Source organism: Actinacidiphila acidipaludis (assembly GCF_019890725.1).
GTDB classification, from domain to species: domain Bacteria; phylum Actinomycetota; class Actinomycetes; order Streptomycetales; family Streptomycetaceae; genus Actinacidiphila; species Actinacidiphila acidipaludis.
This window is the reverse complement of the sequence record NZ_JAINZZ010000040.1, coordinates 52,003-67,913: the sequence shown is the minus strand read 5'-3', so window position 1 is coordinate 67,913 and position 15,911 is coordinate 52,003. Positions and strand designations below refer to the sequence as shown.

Here is a 15,911-nt window from a genome sequence, read left to right as displayed (position 1 = left end):
TGGACGTCGCCGCGTCCGGCACCCGGCGCGAGGAACTGCTGCTGCCGCCCGCCGAGTTGCAGGCGACCCGCGGCCTGCGGCGGGCGCTGCTGGGCCGCGACGCGCAGTCCGGTCTCGAGGTGCTGCTGGAGCGCATCCGGCAGACCCCGGACAACGCGGCGTTCCTGCGGGCCGTGCAGGGCACGGTGCCCGGCGCGGCCGCCTGAACCGGCCGGTCACGAGGTCGCGTTCGGCGGCGTGCCGGGCGAGCCGGAGGCGCGCCGGGCCGATCGGGCGGGCGGTTCGGGCGGTTCCCGCGGTTCCGGCGGTTCCGGGGGGGCGAAATCCGGTGGCTGCCGCCCGGCCGGTCGCGTGATGATCGGCGGATGGACGAGACCCGCGGCCACGCGCTCCCCCGTACCGGAGGCCAGGACGGCCGAAGGCCGCCGGCCGGGCCCGGGGACCCCGGCGACGCGTGGGAGGAGGCCTTCCTGCGCGACGGCTTCGTGAAGCTGCCGGGCGCCGTGCCGCGGGACACGGCCGAGGAGTGCGCGGCGCTGCTGTGGCAGCGGACCGGGTGCGACCCGCGCGACCCCGCCACCTGGACGCAACCGGTGCACTGGGTCGGCGACATGAGCGCGCCCCCGTTCGCCGCGGCGGCCAACACCGCGGTGCTGCACGCCGCGTTCGACCGTCTGACGGGGGCCGGACGCTGGACGCCGCGCGCCTCCCTCGGCTCCTTCCCGCTGCGCTTCCCGCACGCCGAGGAACCGGACGACGCCGGCTGGCACATCGAGGCGAGCTACCAACTACCCGGTTCGGAGCAGTACTTCACCAACATGCGGTCACGCGGCCGGCTGCTGCTGATGCTCTTCCTGTTCACCGACGTCGGCGAGGACGACGCGCCGACCCGGGTCCGGGTGGGCTCGCACCTCGACGTGCCGAAGGTCCTGGTCCCGTACGGCGAGCGCGGCGCGTCCGTCTTCACGTTCGCGCACGAGGTCGACGAGGCCAGCGCGCACCGGCCGCTCGCGTTCGCCACGGGCCGCGCGGGCGACGTCTACCTGTGCCACCCGTTCCTGGTGCACGCCGCGCAGCCGCACCACGGCAGCCGCCCGCGGTTCATGGCCCAGCCGCCGCTCCACCCGGTGGTCGACCCCGTCCTGGAGCGGGCGGACGGGGCGTACTCGCCGGTGGAACGGGCGATCCGCCGGGGTCTTGGCCTCGAGCCGGACGCGGGCTCGATCCGGGCCCCGGGCCCGGGCGCGGTCCGGGACACGCCGGGTGGTGCGGGCAGCCGCTCGGGCCCGGCGGCCGGGATCGGCTAGCGTGCGGCCCATGCTGCACGGACGGGACGGGGAGACGGCCGCGCTCGGCGCGCTGCTGGGCGGGGCACGCCAGGGGCGCAGCGGTGCGCTGGTGCTGCGGGGCGAGGCGGGGATCGGCAAGTCGGCGCTGCTGGCCCACGCGGTCGCCGCCGCCGGGGACATGGCGGTGATCCGGAGTTCGGGCGTCGAGTTCGAGGCGGAACTCCCCTACGCCGGGCTGCAGTTGCTGCTGCGGACGGCCATGGGCTCGCTCGACGCGCTGCCGGGGCCCCAACGGCGGGCGCTGCGAACGGCGTTCGGCCTGGCGTCCGACGGCGCGGCGGAGCCGATGTTCGTCGGACTCGCCGTGCTGTCGCTGCTGTCCGACCACGCGGGCGAGCGCGGGCTGCTGTGCGTGGTCGACGACGCGCAGTGGCTCGACCGGGCGTCGGTGGACGCGCTGGCCTTCGCCGCCCGGCGGCTGGACGCCGAGGGCGTGGTGATGCTGTTCGCCGCCCGGGACGGCGAGGGCGCGTTCACGGCGCCGGGCCTGCCCGAGCTGCGGCTGGACGCGCTGGACCCGGGGGCGGCTGCCACGCTGCTGGCCGAACGCGGCGGGGACCTCGCCGACGGCGCCCGGAGCCAGGTGCTGGCCGAGGCGCAGGGCAACCCGCTGGCCCTGCTGGAGCTTCCGCTGGCCCTGCGCGGCGGCCAGGGGCCGGGCGGCGGCCCGGGGACGTCGGCCGGGAGCGCGGGACCGGGCGCGCTGCCGCTGACCAGCCGGCTGCAACTGGCCTTTCACGGCCAGGTCAGCCATCTGCCCCGCGGCACGCAGACGTTGCTGCTGGTGGCGGCCGCGGACCACACGGGCGACCCGGGCATCCTGGTGCGCGCGGCGGAAACCCTGGGCGTCGGGGTGGACGACCTGCCGCCCGCCGAGGCGGCCGGGCTGGTGTTCGTCGACGAGGAGGACCGGCTGCGGTTCCGGCACCCCCTGGTGCGCGCCGCGATCCACCAACGCGCCCCGCTGCCCGAGCGGTTGGCGGCCCATCGGGCGCTGGCCGGCGCGTGCGACCCGGTGCTCGACCCCGACCACCGCGCCTGGCACCTGGCCGCCGCGGCCACCGGCCCCGACGAGGAGGTCGCCGCCGCCCTGCAGGAGACCGCTGGCCGGGCCAGGGAGCGCAGTGGCCACGCGGCCGCCGCGGCCGCCTTCGAACGCGCCGCCCGGCTGAGCACCGACCCCGCGGCCCGGGCCGAACGCCTGGTCCTGGCCGCCGAGTCGGCCTCCGAGGCCGGCGGGATCGACCGGGCCCGCGGTTTCGCCCAGCAGGCGGCGCGCGCGGTGGCCGCCGCGTCGGGATCCGTGTCCGCCCGCCCTGCCGTGCCCGCCGGCGCGGACGCGGCGCTGCTCGCCCGGACCCTGCACGTCCAGGGTCTGGCGGACTTCTGGGAGGGCGACTTCCCCGCCGCGCACCGGCTGCTCACCGAGGCGGCTGAGCTGGCGGGTCCGGTGGATCCGGCCGGCGCGGCACGGATGCTGGTGCAGGCGGCGCACACGGCCTGGTATCTCGGCGGCGCCGAGGTCGACGACACGCTCTCCCGGCTCGCGGCGCTGGAGTTGCCCGCCGGGGCGGCGATCCGGCCGGTCGCCGAGTTCGTCGTCGGGGCGCTGGGACGGGACGCCGGCCAGGACCCGCCGCCCGCCGTGGACGCGGCCGCCGCCGCGGCCCGCGCGGCCCGTGAGGGCCGGGTCGACCCGCGGGACCTGGTGATGCTGTGCGGGGTGGGTCTGACGCTCGGCCAGGACGCCGAGGCGCACGCGCTGACGACGGTGCTGACGGCCGAGAGCCGGGAGAGCGGCGGCGTGGGCCGGCTCAGCACGCTGATGTTCTTCCGCGCCGAGGCGGAGATCTTCGAGTCCCGTTTCGACGACGCCCACCGCACCGCGAGCGAGGGTCTGCGGATCTCCCGGGACACCGGGCAGGGCCAGTGGGTCAGTCAGCTGAGCAGCACACTGGCGTACGTGGCGGCGGTGCGCGGTGACGCGGCGGAGTGCCGGGCCCGGGTCGACGAGGCCCTGGCGGCGGGTTCGGGCTCGGCCACGGCGCCGGGCGCGCCCTGGACGTCCTGGTCCCTGGGCGTGCTGGACCTGGGCCAGGGGCGCGCCCAGGCGGCGCTGGACCGCCTGCTGCTGCTCACCGATCCGGCGGTGCGGCACCAGATCTGCGCGACCCGCAGCGTTCCCGACCTGGTGGAGGCCGCGGTCCGGCTGGGCGTGCCGGAGCGCGCGGACGAGGCGTTCACGCGGTTCGAGCGGTGGGCGGCGCGGTCGCGCCAGGACTGGGCGGCCGCGCTGGTGGCCCGCTGCCGGGCGCTGCTGGCCCCCGACGGCGAGGCGGAGGCGCACTGGGCCACGGCGCTGAAGGCGCACGACCCGCACCGCCGGGCGATGGAGTCGGCGCGCACGGAGTTGCTGTTCGGCGAGTGGCTGCGCCGGGCGCGCCGCAAGAGCGAGGCGCGGGGCCGGCTGCAGAGCGCGCTGGACGTCTTCGAGCGGCTGGGCGCCCGCCCGTGGGCGGACCGGGCGCGGGCGGAACTGGGCGCGGCCGGGGGTTCGGTGACGGCGGCGCCGCGGGCCCGGTCGGTCGCGGACGAGGCGGGGCTGACCCCGCAGGAGTCGCAGATCGTGCGGCTGGCCGCGCAGGGCCTCTCCAACAAGGACATCGCCGCGCAGCTCTTCCTCAGCCCGCGGACGGTCGGCTACCACCTGTACAAGGCGTATCCGAAGCTGGGCGTGGTCTCGCGCGGGGAGCTCGCCGGGATCCTCGGGTAGCTGAGTCCTCGGGCAGCCGGGGGCGGTCGCGGGCCGGGATCCCCGGGGCTCCGGCGGTCTCGGGCGGCCGCGGTCCTCGGGCAGCCGGGGTCCTCGGGCGGCCGGAGTGCCCCGGCCGCCCCGATCCGCTCCCGGAAAGGGGTGTGCCCGCCCGGTCCTGAGGACCTGACGGGCACGGGTGGCCGCCCGCGGGCGGCCGTACTGACCCCGGGCTCGGGTGTCAGATGGTGACGCCGTGCGACGCCAGGTAGGCGACCGGGTCGATGTCCGAGCCGTAGTACGGCGTGGTGCGCACCTCGAAGTGCAGGTGCGGGCCGGTGACGTTGCCGGTGGCGCCGGAGATGCCGATCTCCTGGCCCTCGGTCACGGTCTGGCCCTCGGAGACCAGCGGCTGGGTCAGGTGACCGTACAGGGTGTACTTGCCGTCGGCGTGCTTGATGATCACGTCGTTGCCGTAGGCGCCGTCGGCACCCGCGTGCACGACGGTGCCGGCCGCGACCGAGTGCACCGGGGTGCCGGACCACACCAGGAAGTCCACGCCGGTGTGGTAACCACTGGACCAGTTGGAACCGGCCTGGTGGTACGGCGTGCCGATGGCCGCGTCGCCGACCGGCTTGGTCCAGCCGGTGTTGGTGGTGGCGGACGCCTTCTGCGCGGTGACGGTGGTCTTCGCGGAGCTCTTCTGGGCGGGCGCGCTGCTCTTCTGCGGGGCGGGCTTGGCCAGCGGCTTCACGGCGGCGTGGCCGTGCAGCGTCAGGCGCTCGCCCACGCGGATCAGGTTCGGGTTCTTCCCGATGACCTGCTTGTTCTCCTTGTACAGCGCGTGCCAGCCACCCTTGACGTGGTGCGTGGTCGCGATCGACGACAGGGTGTCGCCGTGGCGGACCGTGTAGGTCTCGGCCTTGGCGTGGGCGCCCGCGGTCACGGCGGGGGCCTTGGCCGGCTCGGCGGCGGAGGCGTGCGTGGCGACGGCCAGCGGCAGCGCGAGGGCGGCGCCGCCGGTGCCGGCCGCGATGCAGACGCGGGTGAGGCGGTTCAGACGGGTCTTGCGGTGCTGTCCCTTGGCGGGCATGCGGGCGTTCCTTCTCCTACGCCTGCGAGGTGAGCTGTCGGGTTCGGGCAGGAGATGCCCGGTCACGCTGTGGTGACTTCACCCCGAGCCGTCCGGTGTGTGCGGACGGCGGCTTACCTGGGTCCCCCGCTCCTGCCGTGTAGGTGCTCGACTGTTCCGTGTCCGGGCGGTGGCAGGATTCGGCGATCCGCCCGAGGAAGGGTTCGCGGGCACCTGGCCCGCCGGAGAGCGAAGCTAAAGGACTCCTCGATCGGCGGGCAACCAGCGCCGGCCGCCCACCGCCGGGCGGCGCGGGGGCCGGTGACTCCTCGTCACACCCTGACGAGCACTGCGTGTCCGGGCGGCTCACGGTGGGTGCCCATCCACGCGCCATGCGGTGACAAATCGCCCGGATCGGAAACAGCGGGTGTTCTCCGGACATCGGACCGTGTTGACCGAGTGATGCCCATCACGCCAATACGCGCAGGTGATGCAGGTCACCCCGAAATGCCTGATGTGAACGACAATTTGGCGGTTTGTCGACTAAGTGGCAAGTGGGCCCCGCGCACGCGACCGGGCCGACCGGCGATCGGGCGTCAGTACGTCCCCGGCGTCCCGCCGATCCGGGCGTCCAGGGTCCGGCTGAGCCGGTATGCCACCGGCCGGAAGCCGACGCCCGGCCAGTGCCCGGCCGCGAGCGGGCTCGCGGAGTGCCAGCGGGCCGAGATGTAGCGATAGCCGTTGTCGTAGGCCCAGGCCAGCGCCGTGGCCAGCAGCACCCGGGAGATGCCCTCGCCGCGGGCGGCCGGCTCCACGAACGCCTCCATCAGTTCCACGCACGACTCGGGGACGACCGGGCCCGGCGCGGCGGGCACCAGCAGCACCATGCCGATCTCCTCGCCTCGCCGCGACGCGATCCAGGCGCCGCAGCGCGGGTCGGCCAGGGCGTCGGTGTAGCGCAGGCGCAGCGCGGCCAGCGCGGCCTCCGGCTGGGGCTGGAACATCCCCGGCCCGCGCTGCCCGCGGGAGGACTCGGCGGCCATCCGGCCGATCTGGGGCAGATCGCCGGGACCCGCCCGCCGGATGGCCAGCCCGCCCACTCCGCGCGGCTGCCGGCCCCGGGCCCGCACCGCCATCAGACCGTGCACCAGCTCGCGCCCGAAGCCCAGATCGGACCACGGCGCGGTGGCCTGCTCCCCGGCGGGCACGTCGACGTAGTGGACCAGCCGCCGGTCGGCGACCAGGCGTTCGGAGACCCGGGCGTACAGCGCCCGCAGCACCTCGCTCTCCCGGCCGGACGGCAGCGCGTGGCCGCCGTGCGGGACCAGGGCGGAGTGCGGGTGGCTGCGCAGGGCGGCCGGGTTGTCCGGGGCGATGTCGACCGGCAGCGCGGCCAGGTGCCCGATGAGGGCGCCCTCGGAGTCCAGCGCCCGGCACGCCTCCAGACCCGGGGCGGACTGGAGCTTGCCGAGGAGTTCCTCGCCGCGCACCGGCCCGTCGGCCAGCCAGGACCGCTGCGACGGGGGGCGGCGGGCGCGGGCGAACCAGCGGTCGTACCGCTGCGCGGCCAGGGGTATGTGCTCGGCGGTCAGCGGCGCGATGGCGACAGTCATGGTGTTCCGGGACGCTAGCGGGGTGCGCGGCCTCACGGCAAGGCAGGGTCCGGCGATCGGCCGCCGGCGGCCGATCGCCGGACGGGAGGCCGGAGTTCAGCCGGTCCAGGCCGGGTGCCGGGGGTCGTCGGCGCGGACCAGCACATCGGCGGTCTCCTCCGGCAGCGCCTCGCGCGCGTACCGCTCGTAGGCGGGGAGGGTCCACCGCTCCCCCGGCTCGGTCCGCCGCTCCAGCGCGGCGGGCGACAGGCTCAGGTGGACGGTCAGGTCCAGCGGCAGCCCCTGCCCGAGGAGCAGCGGGCCGTCCAGCACCATGACCCCGCCGGGCGGCAGCGTGACGTATCCGGCCCGGACCGAACGGTCGGTGACCGGGTCGCGCAGCGACGGCAGGGCCTGCCCGGTGCCGCCGGGACCGAGCGGGTCGAGCACCTCGCGCCGCAGCGCGCCGGTGTCGAGCCACAGCTGGTAGTAGGCGTCGGCGTCCTCGTGGCCGTACTCCAGGCGCAGCGAGGCGGGCCGCCAGAACTCGGGCGCGCGCACCCGCAGGACGCGGCGGCCCAGCGCCGGCAGGGCCGCCGCGACGGCGTCGGCGAGGGCGGCGGTGCCGGCGGCCGGCGCCCCGTCGACGGCGACCCGCCACCAGGGGCCGGGCGGGTCAGTGGCGGCCAGCCGCTCGGCGAGCGCCTCCGCCAGCCGGGCCCAGGAGATCGGGGTGAGCTGCACGGCCTCCATCCTGCCCCAGCCCGCCCCGCGCCCCGCATCCGGACGGCGGCCCCCGTCCTCCCGGCGTTCCCCCGCGTCCTCCCGGTGACCGGCCCCGGCGATCGACCCCGGCGATCGGCCCGGCGATCGACCTGGCGGTCCGAACAACCGGTGCGAACACCCGGGCCGGGCCGTCACCCGACTGGGCGAAGCCGCTGCTCCACCCGCGCGTCGCCGGCGCCGGGGGCCACGTGAAGCCGTGCCGCCGGGCAATGATCGCGCCGAGGGCCGTTTCCCGGGTCCGCGGAAGCTCACCCACCTGGTGGAAATCTTCTACAAATCACCCGGTTGCCGCCGAGCAAGATCTATTACTTCTTGTGAGCCTGGAAGAACTCATGGTGACCGTCCCCATCACCCAGGAGAAGAGCCCAAATGATCCTGTCCATCTCCGGCGTCGTGCTGCTCGGCGTCATCGTGTTCCTGTTCTTCCGCAAGGACGGCCTGAAGATGTCCCACGGCGTCGTCTGCGCCCTCTTCGGTTTCTATCTCGCCGGAACCGCGATCGCCCCCAGCATCAAGGCGGGCGGCGCGAGCCTGGCCGGCCTGATCGGCGGGCTCAAGATCTAGCGGTCGCCCGCTACGGCCACTCCTGCCACGACGGGTACGGGCCCGGCGGCGGTCCCCCGCTCCGGGCCCGTACGTGCTCGCCCCCGCCTCCCGCCGGTCCCCCGGCACCGCGGCGCGCGTGTCCCCGCGCGCCCCACCGCGCCCGCGCGGTCACCCCCGCACCCCGAACCACCCATGGAGCACCCGTGGCCAGGCGTCCCCTTCCCAGCATCCTGAGCAGCCGTCCGGCGCTCGCCCGCAGCCGCGACATCGCGCGCACCGCGGCCGACGGCGCCACCGACGTGCTGCACCCCGTGATCACCATCGCCCGCGGCATGCGCCGCCAGGTCTCCTGGGCCGGCGGCTGGTGGGGCCGCACCCCCAAGGACCGCCGGGCCCCCGCACTGCTGCTGGCCGCGGCCGCCCTGGTGGTCGTGGTGATGATGCCGTACGGGCCGATCCTCGGCGCCGTCGGGCTGATGGCGTCTGCCGCCTGGATGGGCCGGGACCGCGCCGTGCCGGCCGCGCCCAGCGGCCCGAGCGAGGCCGAGACGGGCCGGCTGCAGTCGCTGTACGAGGCGCTGGTGCCGTACCTGTCGGCGCCCGGCGACCCGGCCCCGATGTACGGCCACGAGGGCTCGTGGCAGCAGGCGTTCGGCTCCTACGAGTTCCAGGACGGCCGGCTGACCCGGCTGCACCTGCGGTACCCGGCCTACTTCACCGACGGCGAGGCCGACTCGCGGGCCCGGGTGGAGCAGCTGCTGCACGCCAAGGCGGGGCGGGGCCGGGAGTACCGCTTCGACTGGAACGAGGAGGAGAACCACCTCACCTTCGTCGCCCTCCCGCCGCTGCCGACGGACGTCGTCGCGCAGCGGTTCGTCACGTCGCCCGGGGAGACGGTGCTCGGGTTCACCGACCCCGACTCGGTGCAGCGCACCGTCCCGGTGACGGCCGGCGGCGAGACGCGGGACGCGCCTCCCGTGGTCTGGCGCGGCGGCGCCCGCTCCACCGAGCCCCACCTGCTCGCGCTGGGCCAGCCCGGCACCGGCACCACCAGCCTGCTGCGGTCGATCGCGCTGCAGGCGCTGGTGCACGGCGACGTCGTCGTGGTCGACGGCGCAGGCGCCGGCGAGTACGCGTTCCTGGCCGGGCGGCCCGGGGTCCTGGCGGTCGAGGACGGGCTGCTGGGCGCGTCGGCGACCCTGGAGTGGGCCGCGCACGAGACCGAGCGGCGGCTGATCGCCGTCAACCGGGCCCGGCAGTCGGGGAACCCGGTCGCCGAGGACGTCCGGCGCCCGCTGTGGATCCTGGTCGACCGGCCCACCGCGCTGACCCAGCTCGCCGCCGCCGAGGGCCGCGAGGACCCGCAGCTGCTGCTGGACGTGCCGCTGCGGCACGGGCGGACGGCGAACGTGTCGGTCGCGGTGGTCGACCAGCTCGACGCGACCGAGACGCTGGCCCCGGTGGTGATCTCCCAGACCCGGGCCCGCGTGGTGCTCGGCCCCCTGGCCCCCGAGCACGTGGCCGCGGTCCTCGGCGCCCCGCAGCGCACCACTCCTGCCGCCGACGTGCCGGCGGGGCGCGGCTACGCCCGGCTGGGCACCGGACCGGTGCTGCGGCTCCAGGTCCCGGCCACGCCCGACCCGTTCGACGACGACGCTCCGGAGACCGAGCGGGTGGCGGTGCTGGCCCTGGTGCCGGGCGCCGAACACGCCGCGGACCTGCCCGCCGGGCCGCCGCCGGACGCGCCCGAGGGGCTGCCGGGTGACGCGGCCGCCGGGAAGACGGACCTGCCCGCCGACGGGACGGGCGACGGGACCGCCGGTCAGGAGGCGGTCTCTGCTTCGGCGGTCTCCGCCGCGGAGGAGACCGCCGAAGCAGAGGCCGCCGAGCCCGTGGTGCTGCGCAAGGACGCCGTCGTCCGCACGGTCGCCGACCTCGAACTCGGCTGACCCCCGGCGGTTTCCGGCCCTCCCCCGACCGGCGCCCGGCAGCGGGCCGCGACACGTCCGGGCGGCGGGACCGCTGGGCCGACCGTCCTCCGGCCCGCCGCCCCCGCGCCGGGCACCGTCAGGCCACGAACAGGCTGGTGCCCTCGCCCTCGGCTGACCCCCGGCGGGTTCCGGCCCTCCCCTGCGCGGCGCCCGGCAGCGGGCCGCGACACGTCCGGGCGGCGGGACCGCTGGGCCGACCGTCCTCCGGCCCGCCGCCCCCGCGCCGGGCACCGTCAGGCCACGAACAGGCTGGTGCCCTCGCCCTCGGCCCCGCCCCCGGAGCGGACCAGGTCGGCGGCCTGCGCGAGCCGTGCGCCCGCCTCCTCGGCCACCGGCCCGCTGACCGTGAACGGGATGCGGACGAAGGACTCGAAGGCGCCGTCGACACCGAAGCGCGGGCCGGACGGGACGCGGACGCCCAGCCGTTCGCCTGCCACCGCGAGCCGCGAACCGGACACGTCGCCGGTGCGCACCCACATCGTCATCCCGCCGCGCGGCACGGTGAACTCCCAGCCGGGGGCGTGCCGGCGCAGCGCGGCCGCCAGGTCGTCCCGGCACTCGCGAGCCCGGGTACGGCGTTCGGCGAGCGCCTGGTCCCAGCCGCCGCCGCGCAGCAGCCACGCCACCGCGAGCTGGTCGACCACCGGCGAGGCCAGGTCGAGGTAGGCGCGGGCGGAGACCAGGCGCCGCACCACGTCCGGGGTGGTCCGCACCCAGCCGATGCGCAGTCCGGCCCACACCGCCTTGCTGGCCGAGCCGACGGTGATGACGGTGCCGCCGCGGTCGAATGCGGCCATCGGGCGCACCCCCGACTCCTCGCCGTCCAGGGTGAGTTCGGCCATGGTCTCGTCGGCGACGACCACCGTGCCGGCCGCCCGCGCGGCCTCCACCAGCTCACGGCGCTGGTCGTCGCCGACGAGCGTGCCGGTGGGGTTGTGGAAGTCCGGCATGACATAGGCCATCTGCGGAGCGGCGTCCCGCAGCACCCGCCGCCAGGCGTCCATGTCCCAGCCGCCGAGCCGGTCGCGCAGGGCGACGGGCACCAGGCGGGACCCGGTCTCGCGGAACAGTTCCAGGACGTTGGCGTAGCTCGGGGACTCCACCGCGACGCGCTCGCCGAAGCCGACCAGGCGCCGGGCGGCGGCGCCGATCGCGCCCATCGCGCCGGTGGTCACCATGATCTGCTCGGGCATGGTCGGCACGCCGCGTGCGGTGTAGCGGTCGGCGATGGCCTCGCGCAGCACCGGCAGCCCCGCGGGGAAGTCGCCGTGCGTGGCGGCGTAGGCGGGGAGTTCCGCGAGCGCGCCCTGCATGGCGCCGGTCAGCCAGGGCTCGGTGGCGGGCAGCGCGGCGCAGCCGAGATCGATGACGGTCCCCGCGGCGTCCGGCGGCAGCGGTTCCAGGCTGCGGGTGGGCAGGACGTGGCCTTCCGGGATGGCGGTCCAACTCCCCGCGCCGCGGCGGGACCTGGCGAACCCCTCGGCGCGCAGCGCCTCGTAGGCGGCGGCGACGGTGGTCCGGCTGACGCCGAGGGCGAGGGCCAGTTCGCGTTCGGCGGGCAGGCGGGCGGCGACCTGGACCCGGCCTTCCAGGACCAGCAGCCGGACCCCGTCGGCCAGTCCGCGGTAGGCCGGCAGCTTGCGGCCGCCGGGGCGGGCCGCCTCGCGGGGCTGCGGGCGCGGTTCGAGGAGCCGGGCCAGATGCGCCGCACTCACCGACGCGGTCCACTGGGACATGAAATTCAGTCCACCTTCCGCAGATTGGCCATGGATTCATCGTACGCCCAGGCCACAGAGTGGCATGAGCGTCTCACCGAACGCCAGGGGGGTTGCCGTGCCGTCGTCCCGTTCTCCGCTCCGTGCTTCGCCGTACCGCGGACCCGTGCCGTACCGGCGGCTGGTCCGCCTGTACGCGGGGCTGGCGCTGTACGGCTTCAGCGACGCGCTGCTGGTCCGCGCGCACGTCGGGCTCGATCCGTGGGACGTCTTCCATCAGGGTCTGTCCCGGCACACCGGGCTCAGCATCGGCGTCGTCTCCATTGTGGTCGGCGCGGCCGTGCTGCTGCTGTGGTGGCCGATCCGGCAGCGGCCGGGGCTGGGCACGGTGTCCAACGTCGTCCTGGTCGGCACGTTCATCGACCTGACGATGGCGGTCGTCCCGCAGTACGCCGCCCTTGCGGTGCGGGTGCCGCTGATGGTGGCGGCGGTGGTGCTGAACGGCGCGGCCACCGGCCTCTACATCACCGCCCGCTTCGGCCCCGGGCCGCGGGACGGCCTGATGACCGGCCTGCACCGCAGGACCCGGCGCTCGCTGCGGCTGATCCGCACCGGCATCGAGCTGAGCGTGCTGGCCGCGGGCTTCCTGCTGGGCGGCGGCGTGGGTGCGGGCACCGTCTTCTACGCGCTCGCCATCGGGCCGCTCGCCCAGTTCTTCCTGAAGCGGTTCGCTCTGCCGGAGGACGGGGCAGAAGGATCAGAGGAAAAGTCCGGGACCCCCGAGGGCCCCGTCGGCGCCGGGCACGGGCCCGTGCCCGGCTCTGCGGGGGTTCGGGGCGGTTCGCCGGAACCCGCGGCAGTGGACACGATTTAGCCCTGGGCGGTGCGGACCGGTAGTGTACGCGGTTGGCCCGGCGGCCTGACCGTTACTGCACGCAAAAGATACGGCGACACCGGGTGACATATCTACCCGGATGTGACAAAACGGGCATCGGCGGGTACAAACAGGGGCGACACGACGGGCGACGCATATTCCACAACGGGAATCTTCACCGCCGACCGGACGTTGACCGGATGACGACGACAGCGACACCTGTCCTGTGGGCGACCAAGCCCGGGAGGCACGATTCATGAGTGAGCGAGCTCTCCGCGGCACGCGACTCGGGGCCACCAGCTACGAGACCGACCGCGGCATCGATCTGGCCCCGCGCCAGACCGTTGAGTACGCATGCCGGAACGGACATCGATTCGAGATGCCGTTCTCGGTTGAGGCCGAGATTCCGCCGGAGTGGGAGTGCCGCGCCTGCGGCCAGACCGCGCTTCTGGTGGATGGGGAAGGCCCCGAGGAAAAGACCACCAAGCCGGCGCGCACGCACTGGGACATGCTCATGGAGCGGCGCACGCTGGAGGAGCTGGAGGAGGTGCTGGCCGAACGGCTGGCGGTCCTGCGCTCCGGCGCCATGAACATCGCGGTGCACCCGCGAGACAACCGTAAGACGGCCTGACCGACCGACGGCCCGGGCCCGCCTCGGCGGGCCCGCGCCATGTGCCCGGCGCGGAGCGCACCCGCTCCGCGCCGTTTGCATGCCCGAAAACAGCCCGCGCCGCCGCCGACTCAGCCGTCGGCCGGCCGAGCAGTGCCGTGCATCTGACCGTGGCGGATGACCGTGGCGACCGGACGGCCGCCACGGTCATCCGCGCGTCAGCCGCCGTCCGTCAGCCGCGGTGGTCCGCCGTCCGTCAGTCGCGGTGGTCGTCGACGACCTCGCCCTGGATGACCTTGCCGTCCGGGCGGTGGATCTTGGCCTGCTCACCGGCCTCCCGGGCCTGCTGGAAGAAGTCGCCCAGCGAACCCGGCTCGGCGCCGCCCGCCGGCTGCTTGCGCAGCGCGCGCTCGGCCAGGCGCTCCAGACCGCTGCCCACCAGCTTCCGGGTGGGCGGGAAGAGCAGCACCAGGGCCACCGCGTCCGACAGGAACCCCGGGATGATCAGCAGGATGCCCCCGAGCATGTGCAGCCCGGTGCGGCCGCCGCCCGGAGCGCGCTCGGGCTCCTCGTACGTGCCGGTCTGCTGGGCCCGCTGGGCCGCCTGCACCGTCGCCGTCAGATTGCGCCACGCGCTGCGCCCGGCCCGCTTGACCGCCGCCGCGCCCAGCACGAACCCGGCCAGGATGCACAGGAACACGATGAAACCGCTGGTCGCGTCGGCGACCACGATCAGCAGCCAGATCTCCAGCACCGCCCAGAGGGCGATCGCCAGCGGCACCCAGCGGGCCCGCGACCGCCGGCGCTGCGGCTGCCGCTGCGACTGCGGCTCCCCGGTGCGGTGGACGGGAGGCCGAGAACTCGTCGTCATAGCTCAAGTGTGCCAAAGACACCGAGGTCACCCAAGACACGGTAAAGCCCGAGGCCCGCTCGCCGATCACGGTGGACGCGCCGCCGTGGCCCGGCCACGATGGCGCGGGTGACCGACAGCACCCTTCAGCCGCCGCCCTCCGAGGAGAGCGGCCAGAGCACCGGCCGTCCGCACGCCGACGCCCTCACCGAACGCCTCGCCCGTATCGAGGCCCTGCTGGCGCCCGCCCGCGGCGTGCCGGGCGGCAGCGGGCCCCGGCCGGAGCCGGCCTGGCGGCGGGTGACCCGGGGCGAACCGCGCTGGGCCTCGACGGCGGCGGTCGTGGTCGTCGTGGTGATCCAGCTCGTGCTGCCGGCCCGGATGGCGGTCCACCCGCGCTGGCTGCTCCCGGCCGTCGAGACCGTCCTGCTGCTGGCCCTGATCGCCGGCAACCCGCACCGCATCGAGCGTGCCTCCCGCGCCTACCGGGCGCTGAGCCTGGCCCTGACCCTGGTGATCGGCGGCGCGAACGCGTACTCGGCGGTGCGGCTGGTGGCCGGCCTGGTCCGCGGTACGGAGGGGTCGTCGGCCGGGCCGCTGCTGCTCACCGGCGGGGCGATCTGGCTGATCAACATCGTGATCTTCGCCCTCGTCTACTGGGAGCTGGACCGGGGCGGGCCGGCCGCCCGGGCGGCCGGGGAGCACGACATACCGGACTTCCTGTTCGTCCAGATGCAGTCGCCGGAGCTGGCTCCCCCGCACTGGGAGCCGGCCTTCTTCGACTACTTCTATCTGTCGTTCACCAACTCCACCGCGTTCAGCCCGACCGACGTGATGCCCTCCACGCGCTGGGCCAAGGCGCTGATGCTGGGGCAGTCCGCGGTGTCGCTGCTGACCGTGGTGCTGGTGGTCGCGCGGGCCGTCAACATCCTCCGGTGACGGCCCGCCAGGTCCTCTCCCGCCGGGACGGGATCGAGGCCCTGTCCCGCGCTACGCCTTGCGGTGGGTGATCTTCGACGTCCGCGCGGAGACACCCCACGCGGTGACCCGCCACAGCGCCTCGGCGACGATGTTGCGGCTCATCTTGCTGTCGCCGCGCTCGCGTTCGACGAAGGTGATCGGCACCTCCACCACGTGGAAGCCGGCCTTCACCGCCCGCCACGCCAGGTCCACCTGGAAGCAGTAGCCGGCCGAGGCGACCTCGGACATGCCCAGGCCCTCCAGGGTCTCCTTGCGGAAGGCCCGGTAGCCGCCGGTCACGTCGCGGATCGGCACGTCCAGCATCAGCCGCGAGTAGGTGCTGCCGCCGCGGGACAGGATCTCGCGGGACTTCGGCCAGTTGACGACCCGGCCGCCGGGGATCCAGCGCGACCCGAGCACGAGGTCGGCGCTCTTCAGCGCGGTGAGCAGGCGGGGCAGTTCCTCGGGCTGGTGCGAGCCGTCGGCGTCCATCTCGACCAGCACGCCGTAACCCTCGTCGATGCCCCAGCGGAACCCGGCCAGGTAGGCGGCGCCCAGACCCTCCTTGCCCTTGCGGTGAAGGACGTGCACCTGGTCGTCGGCGGCGGCCAGCTCGTCGGCGAGCTTCCCGGTGCCGTCGGGGCTGTTGTCGTCGGCGACCAGGACGTGCGCGTCGGGCACCGCGGCGCGCACCCGGCCCACGATGGGCTTGACGTTCTCCGCCTCGTTGTAGGTCGGGATGATGACCAGGACCTTGCCGAGGGGGCCGAAGGTGCGCTGCTGGTCGTCGTTCACTGCGGTCACTTGAGGTTGC

General features: G+C 75.4%; 13 protein-coding genes, 1 pseudogene and 1 riboswitch. Of the genes and pseudogenes, 8 read left to right on the top strand and 6 right to left on the bottom strand.

Translation table 11 applies throughout. The features are described from left to right. From K7862_RS25860 to K7862_RS25850, 3 genes and pseudogenes are all read left to right on the top strand, one after another. Window positions 1-206: pseudogene (locus K7862_RS25860) on the top strand (transcription termination factor Rho); the annotation flags it as partial. A gap of 159 nt (window positions 207-365) precedes the next feature. Continuing rightward, window positions 366-1,307, top strand: coding sequence for a phytanoyl-CoA dioxygenase family protein (locus K7862_RS25855; RefSeq protein WP_222966676.1), 942 nt, complete (start codon window positions 366-368; stop codon window positions 1,305-1,307). Between the two features lie 10 nt (window positions 1,308-1,317). Next, window positions 1,318-4,122 (top strand): AAA family ATPase, encoded by a 2,805-nt coding sequence (locus K7862_RS25850; protein ID WP_222966674.1) that lies wholly within the window; start codon window positions 1,318-1,320, stop codon window positions 4,120-4,122. A 220-nt stretch (window positions 4,123-4,342) separates the two neighbouring features. Here the strand turns inward: K7862_RS25850 and K7862_RS25845 are convergent, their stop codons facing one another. The 3 genes from K7862_RS25845 to K7862_RS25835 form a co-directional block, all read right to left on the bottom strand. Beyond that, window positions 4,343-5,194, bottom strand: a complete 852-nt coding sequence (locus tag K7862_RS25845) for a M23 family metallopeptidase (RefSeq protein WP_222966672.1) — start codon at window positions 5,192-5,194, stop codon at window positions 4,343-4,345. A 4-nt stretch (window positions 5,195-5,198) separates the two neighbouring features. Then, a riboswitch (cyclic di-AMP (ydaO/yuaA leader) is annotated at window positions 5,199-5,350 on the bottom strand. Window positions 5,351-5,769: 419 nt separating this feature from the next. Further along, window positions 5,770-6,786, bottom strand: coding sequence for a GNAT family N-acetyltransferase (locus K7862_RS25840; RefSeq protein ID WP_222966670.1), 1,017 nt, complete (start codon window positions 6,784-6,786; stop codon window positions 5,770-5,772). A gap of 96 nt (window positions 6,787-6,882) precedes the next feature. Further along, window positions 6,883-7,509, bottom strand: a complete 627-nt coding sequence (locus tag K7862_RS25835) for a nucleoside/nucleotide kinase family protein (RefSeq protein ID WP_222966668.1) — start codon at window positions 7,507-7,509, stop codon at window positions 6,883-6,885. Window positions 7,510-7,920: 411 nt separating this feature from the next. Between K7862_RS25835 and K7862_RS25830 the strand changes: the two genes are divergently transcribed. After that, complete coding sequence (locus K7862_RS25830) at window positions 7,921-8,115, top strand: hypothetical protein (protein ID WP_222966666.1); 195 nt, start codon at window positions 7,921-7,923, stop codon at window positions 8,113-8,115. Window positions 8,116-8,300: 185 nt separating this feature from the next. Next, window positions 8,301-10,046, top strand: a complete 1,746-nt coding sequence (locus tag K7862_RS25825) for a hypothetical protein (protein WP_222966664.1) — start codon at window positions 8,301-8,303, stop codon at window positions 10,044-10,046. Window positions 10,047-10,321: 275 nt separating this feature from the next. Here the strand turns inward: K7862_RS25825 and yczR are convergent, their stop codons facing one another. Then, a complete protein-coding gene (gene yczR / locus K7862_RS25820; RefSeq protein WP_222966662.1) occupies window positions 10,322-11,824 on the bottom strand; it encodes a MocR-like transcription factor YczR in 1,503 nt (500 codons plus the stop codon). Window positions 11,825-11,888: 64 nt separating this feature from the next. Between yczR and yczE the strand changes: the two genes are divergently transcribed. Both yczE and K7862_RS25810 read left to right on the top strand, forming a co-directional pair. Next, window positions 11,889-12,677, top strand: a complete 789-nt coding sequence (gene yczE, locus K7862_RS25815) for a membrane protein YczE (protein WP_262413787.1) — start codon at window positions 11,889-11,891, stop codon at window positions 12,675-12,677. 256 nt (window positions 12,678-12,933) lie between these two features. Further along, window positions 12,934-13,308 (top strand): RNA polymerase-binding protein RbpA, encoded by a 375-nt coding sequence (locus tag K7862_RS25810; protein ID WP_031517570.1) that lies wholly within the window; start codon window positions 12,934-12,936, stop codon window positions 13,306-13,308. Between the two features lie 235 nt (window positions 13,309-13,543). Here the strand turns inward: K7862_RS25810 and fxsA are convergent, their stop codons facing one another. Further along, window positions 13,544-14,158 (bottom strand): FxsA family membrane protein, encoded by a 615-nt coding sequence (gene fxsA / locus K7862_RS25805; protein WP_222966660.1) that lies wholly within the window; start codon window positions 14,156-14,158, stop codon window positions 13,544-13,546. 108 nt (window positions 14,159-14,266) lie between these two features. Between fxsA and K7862_RS25800 the strand changes: the two genes are divergently transcribed. Further along, window positions 14,267-15,076 (top strand): DUF1345 domain-containing protein, encoded by an 810-nt coding sequence (locus K7862_RS25800; protein WP_308012186.1) that lies wholly within the window; start codon window positions 14,267-14,269, stop codon window positions 15,074-15,076. Window positions 15,077-15,127: 51 nt separating this feature from the next. On the opposite strand, the gene K7862_RS25795 is transcribed toward K7862_RS25800, so the two are convergent. Continuing rightward, the gene (locus K7862_RS25795; protein WP_222966688.1) at window positions 15,128-15,892 is read right to left on the bottom strand and encodes a polyprenol monophosphomannose synthase; all 765 of its coding nucleotides are present in this window, start codon (window positions 15,890-15,892) and stop codon (window positions 15,128-15,130) included. Between the last annotated feature and the right edge of the window lie 19 nt (window positions 15,893-15,911).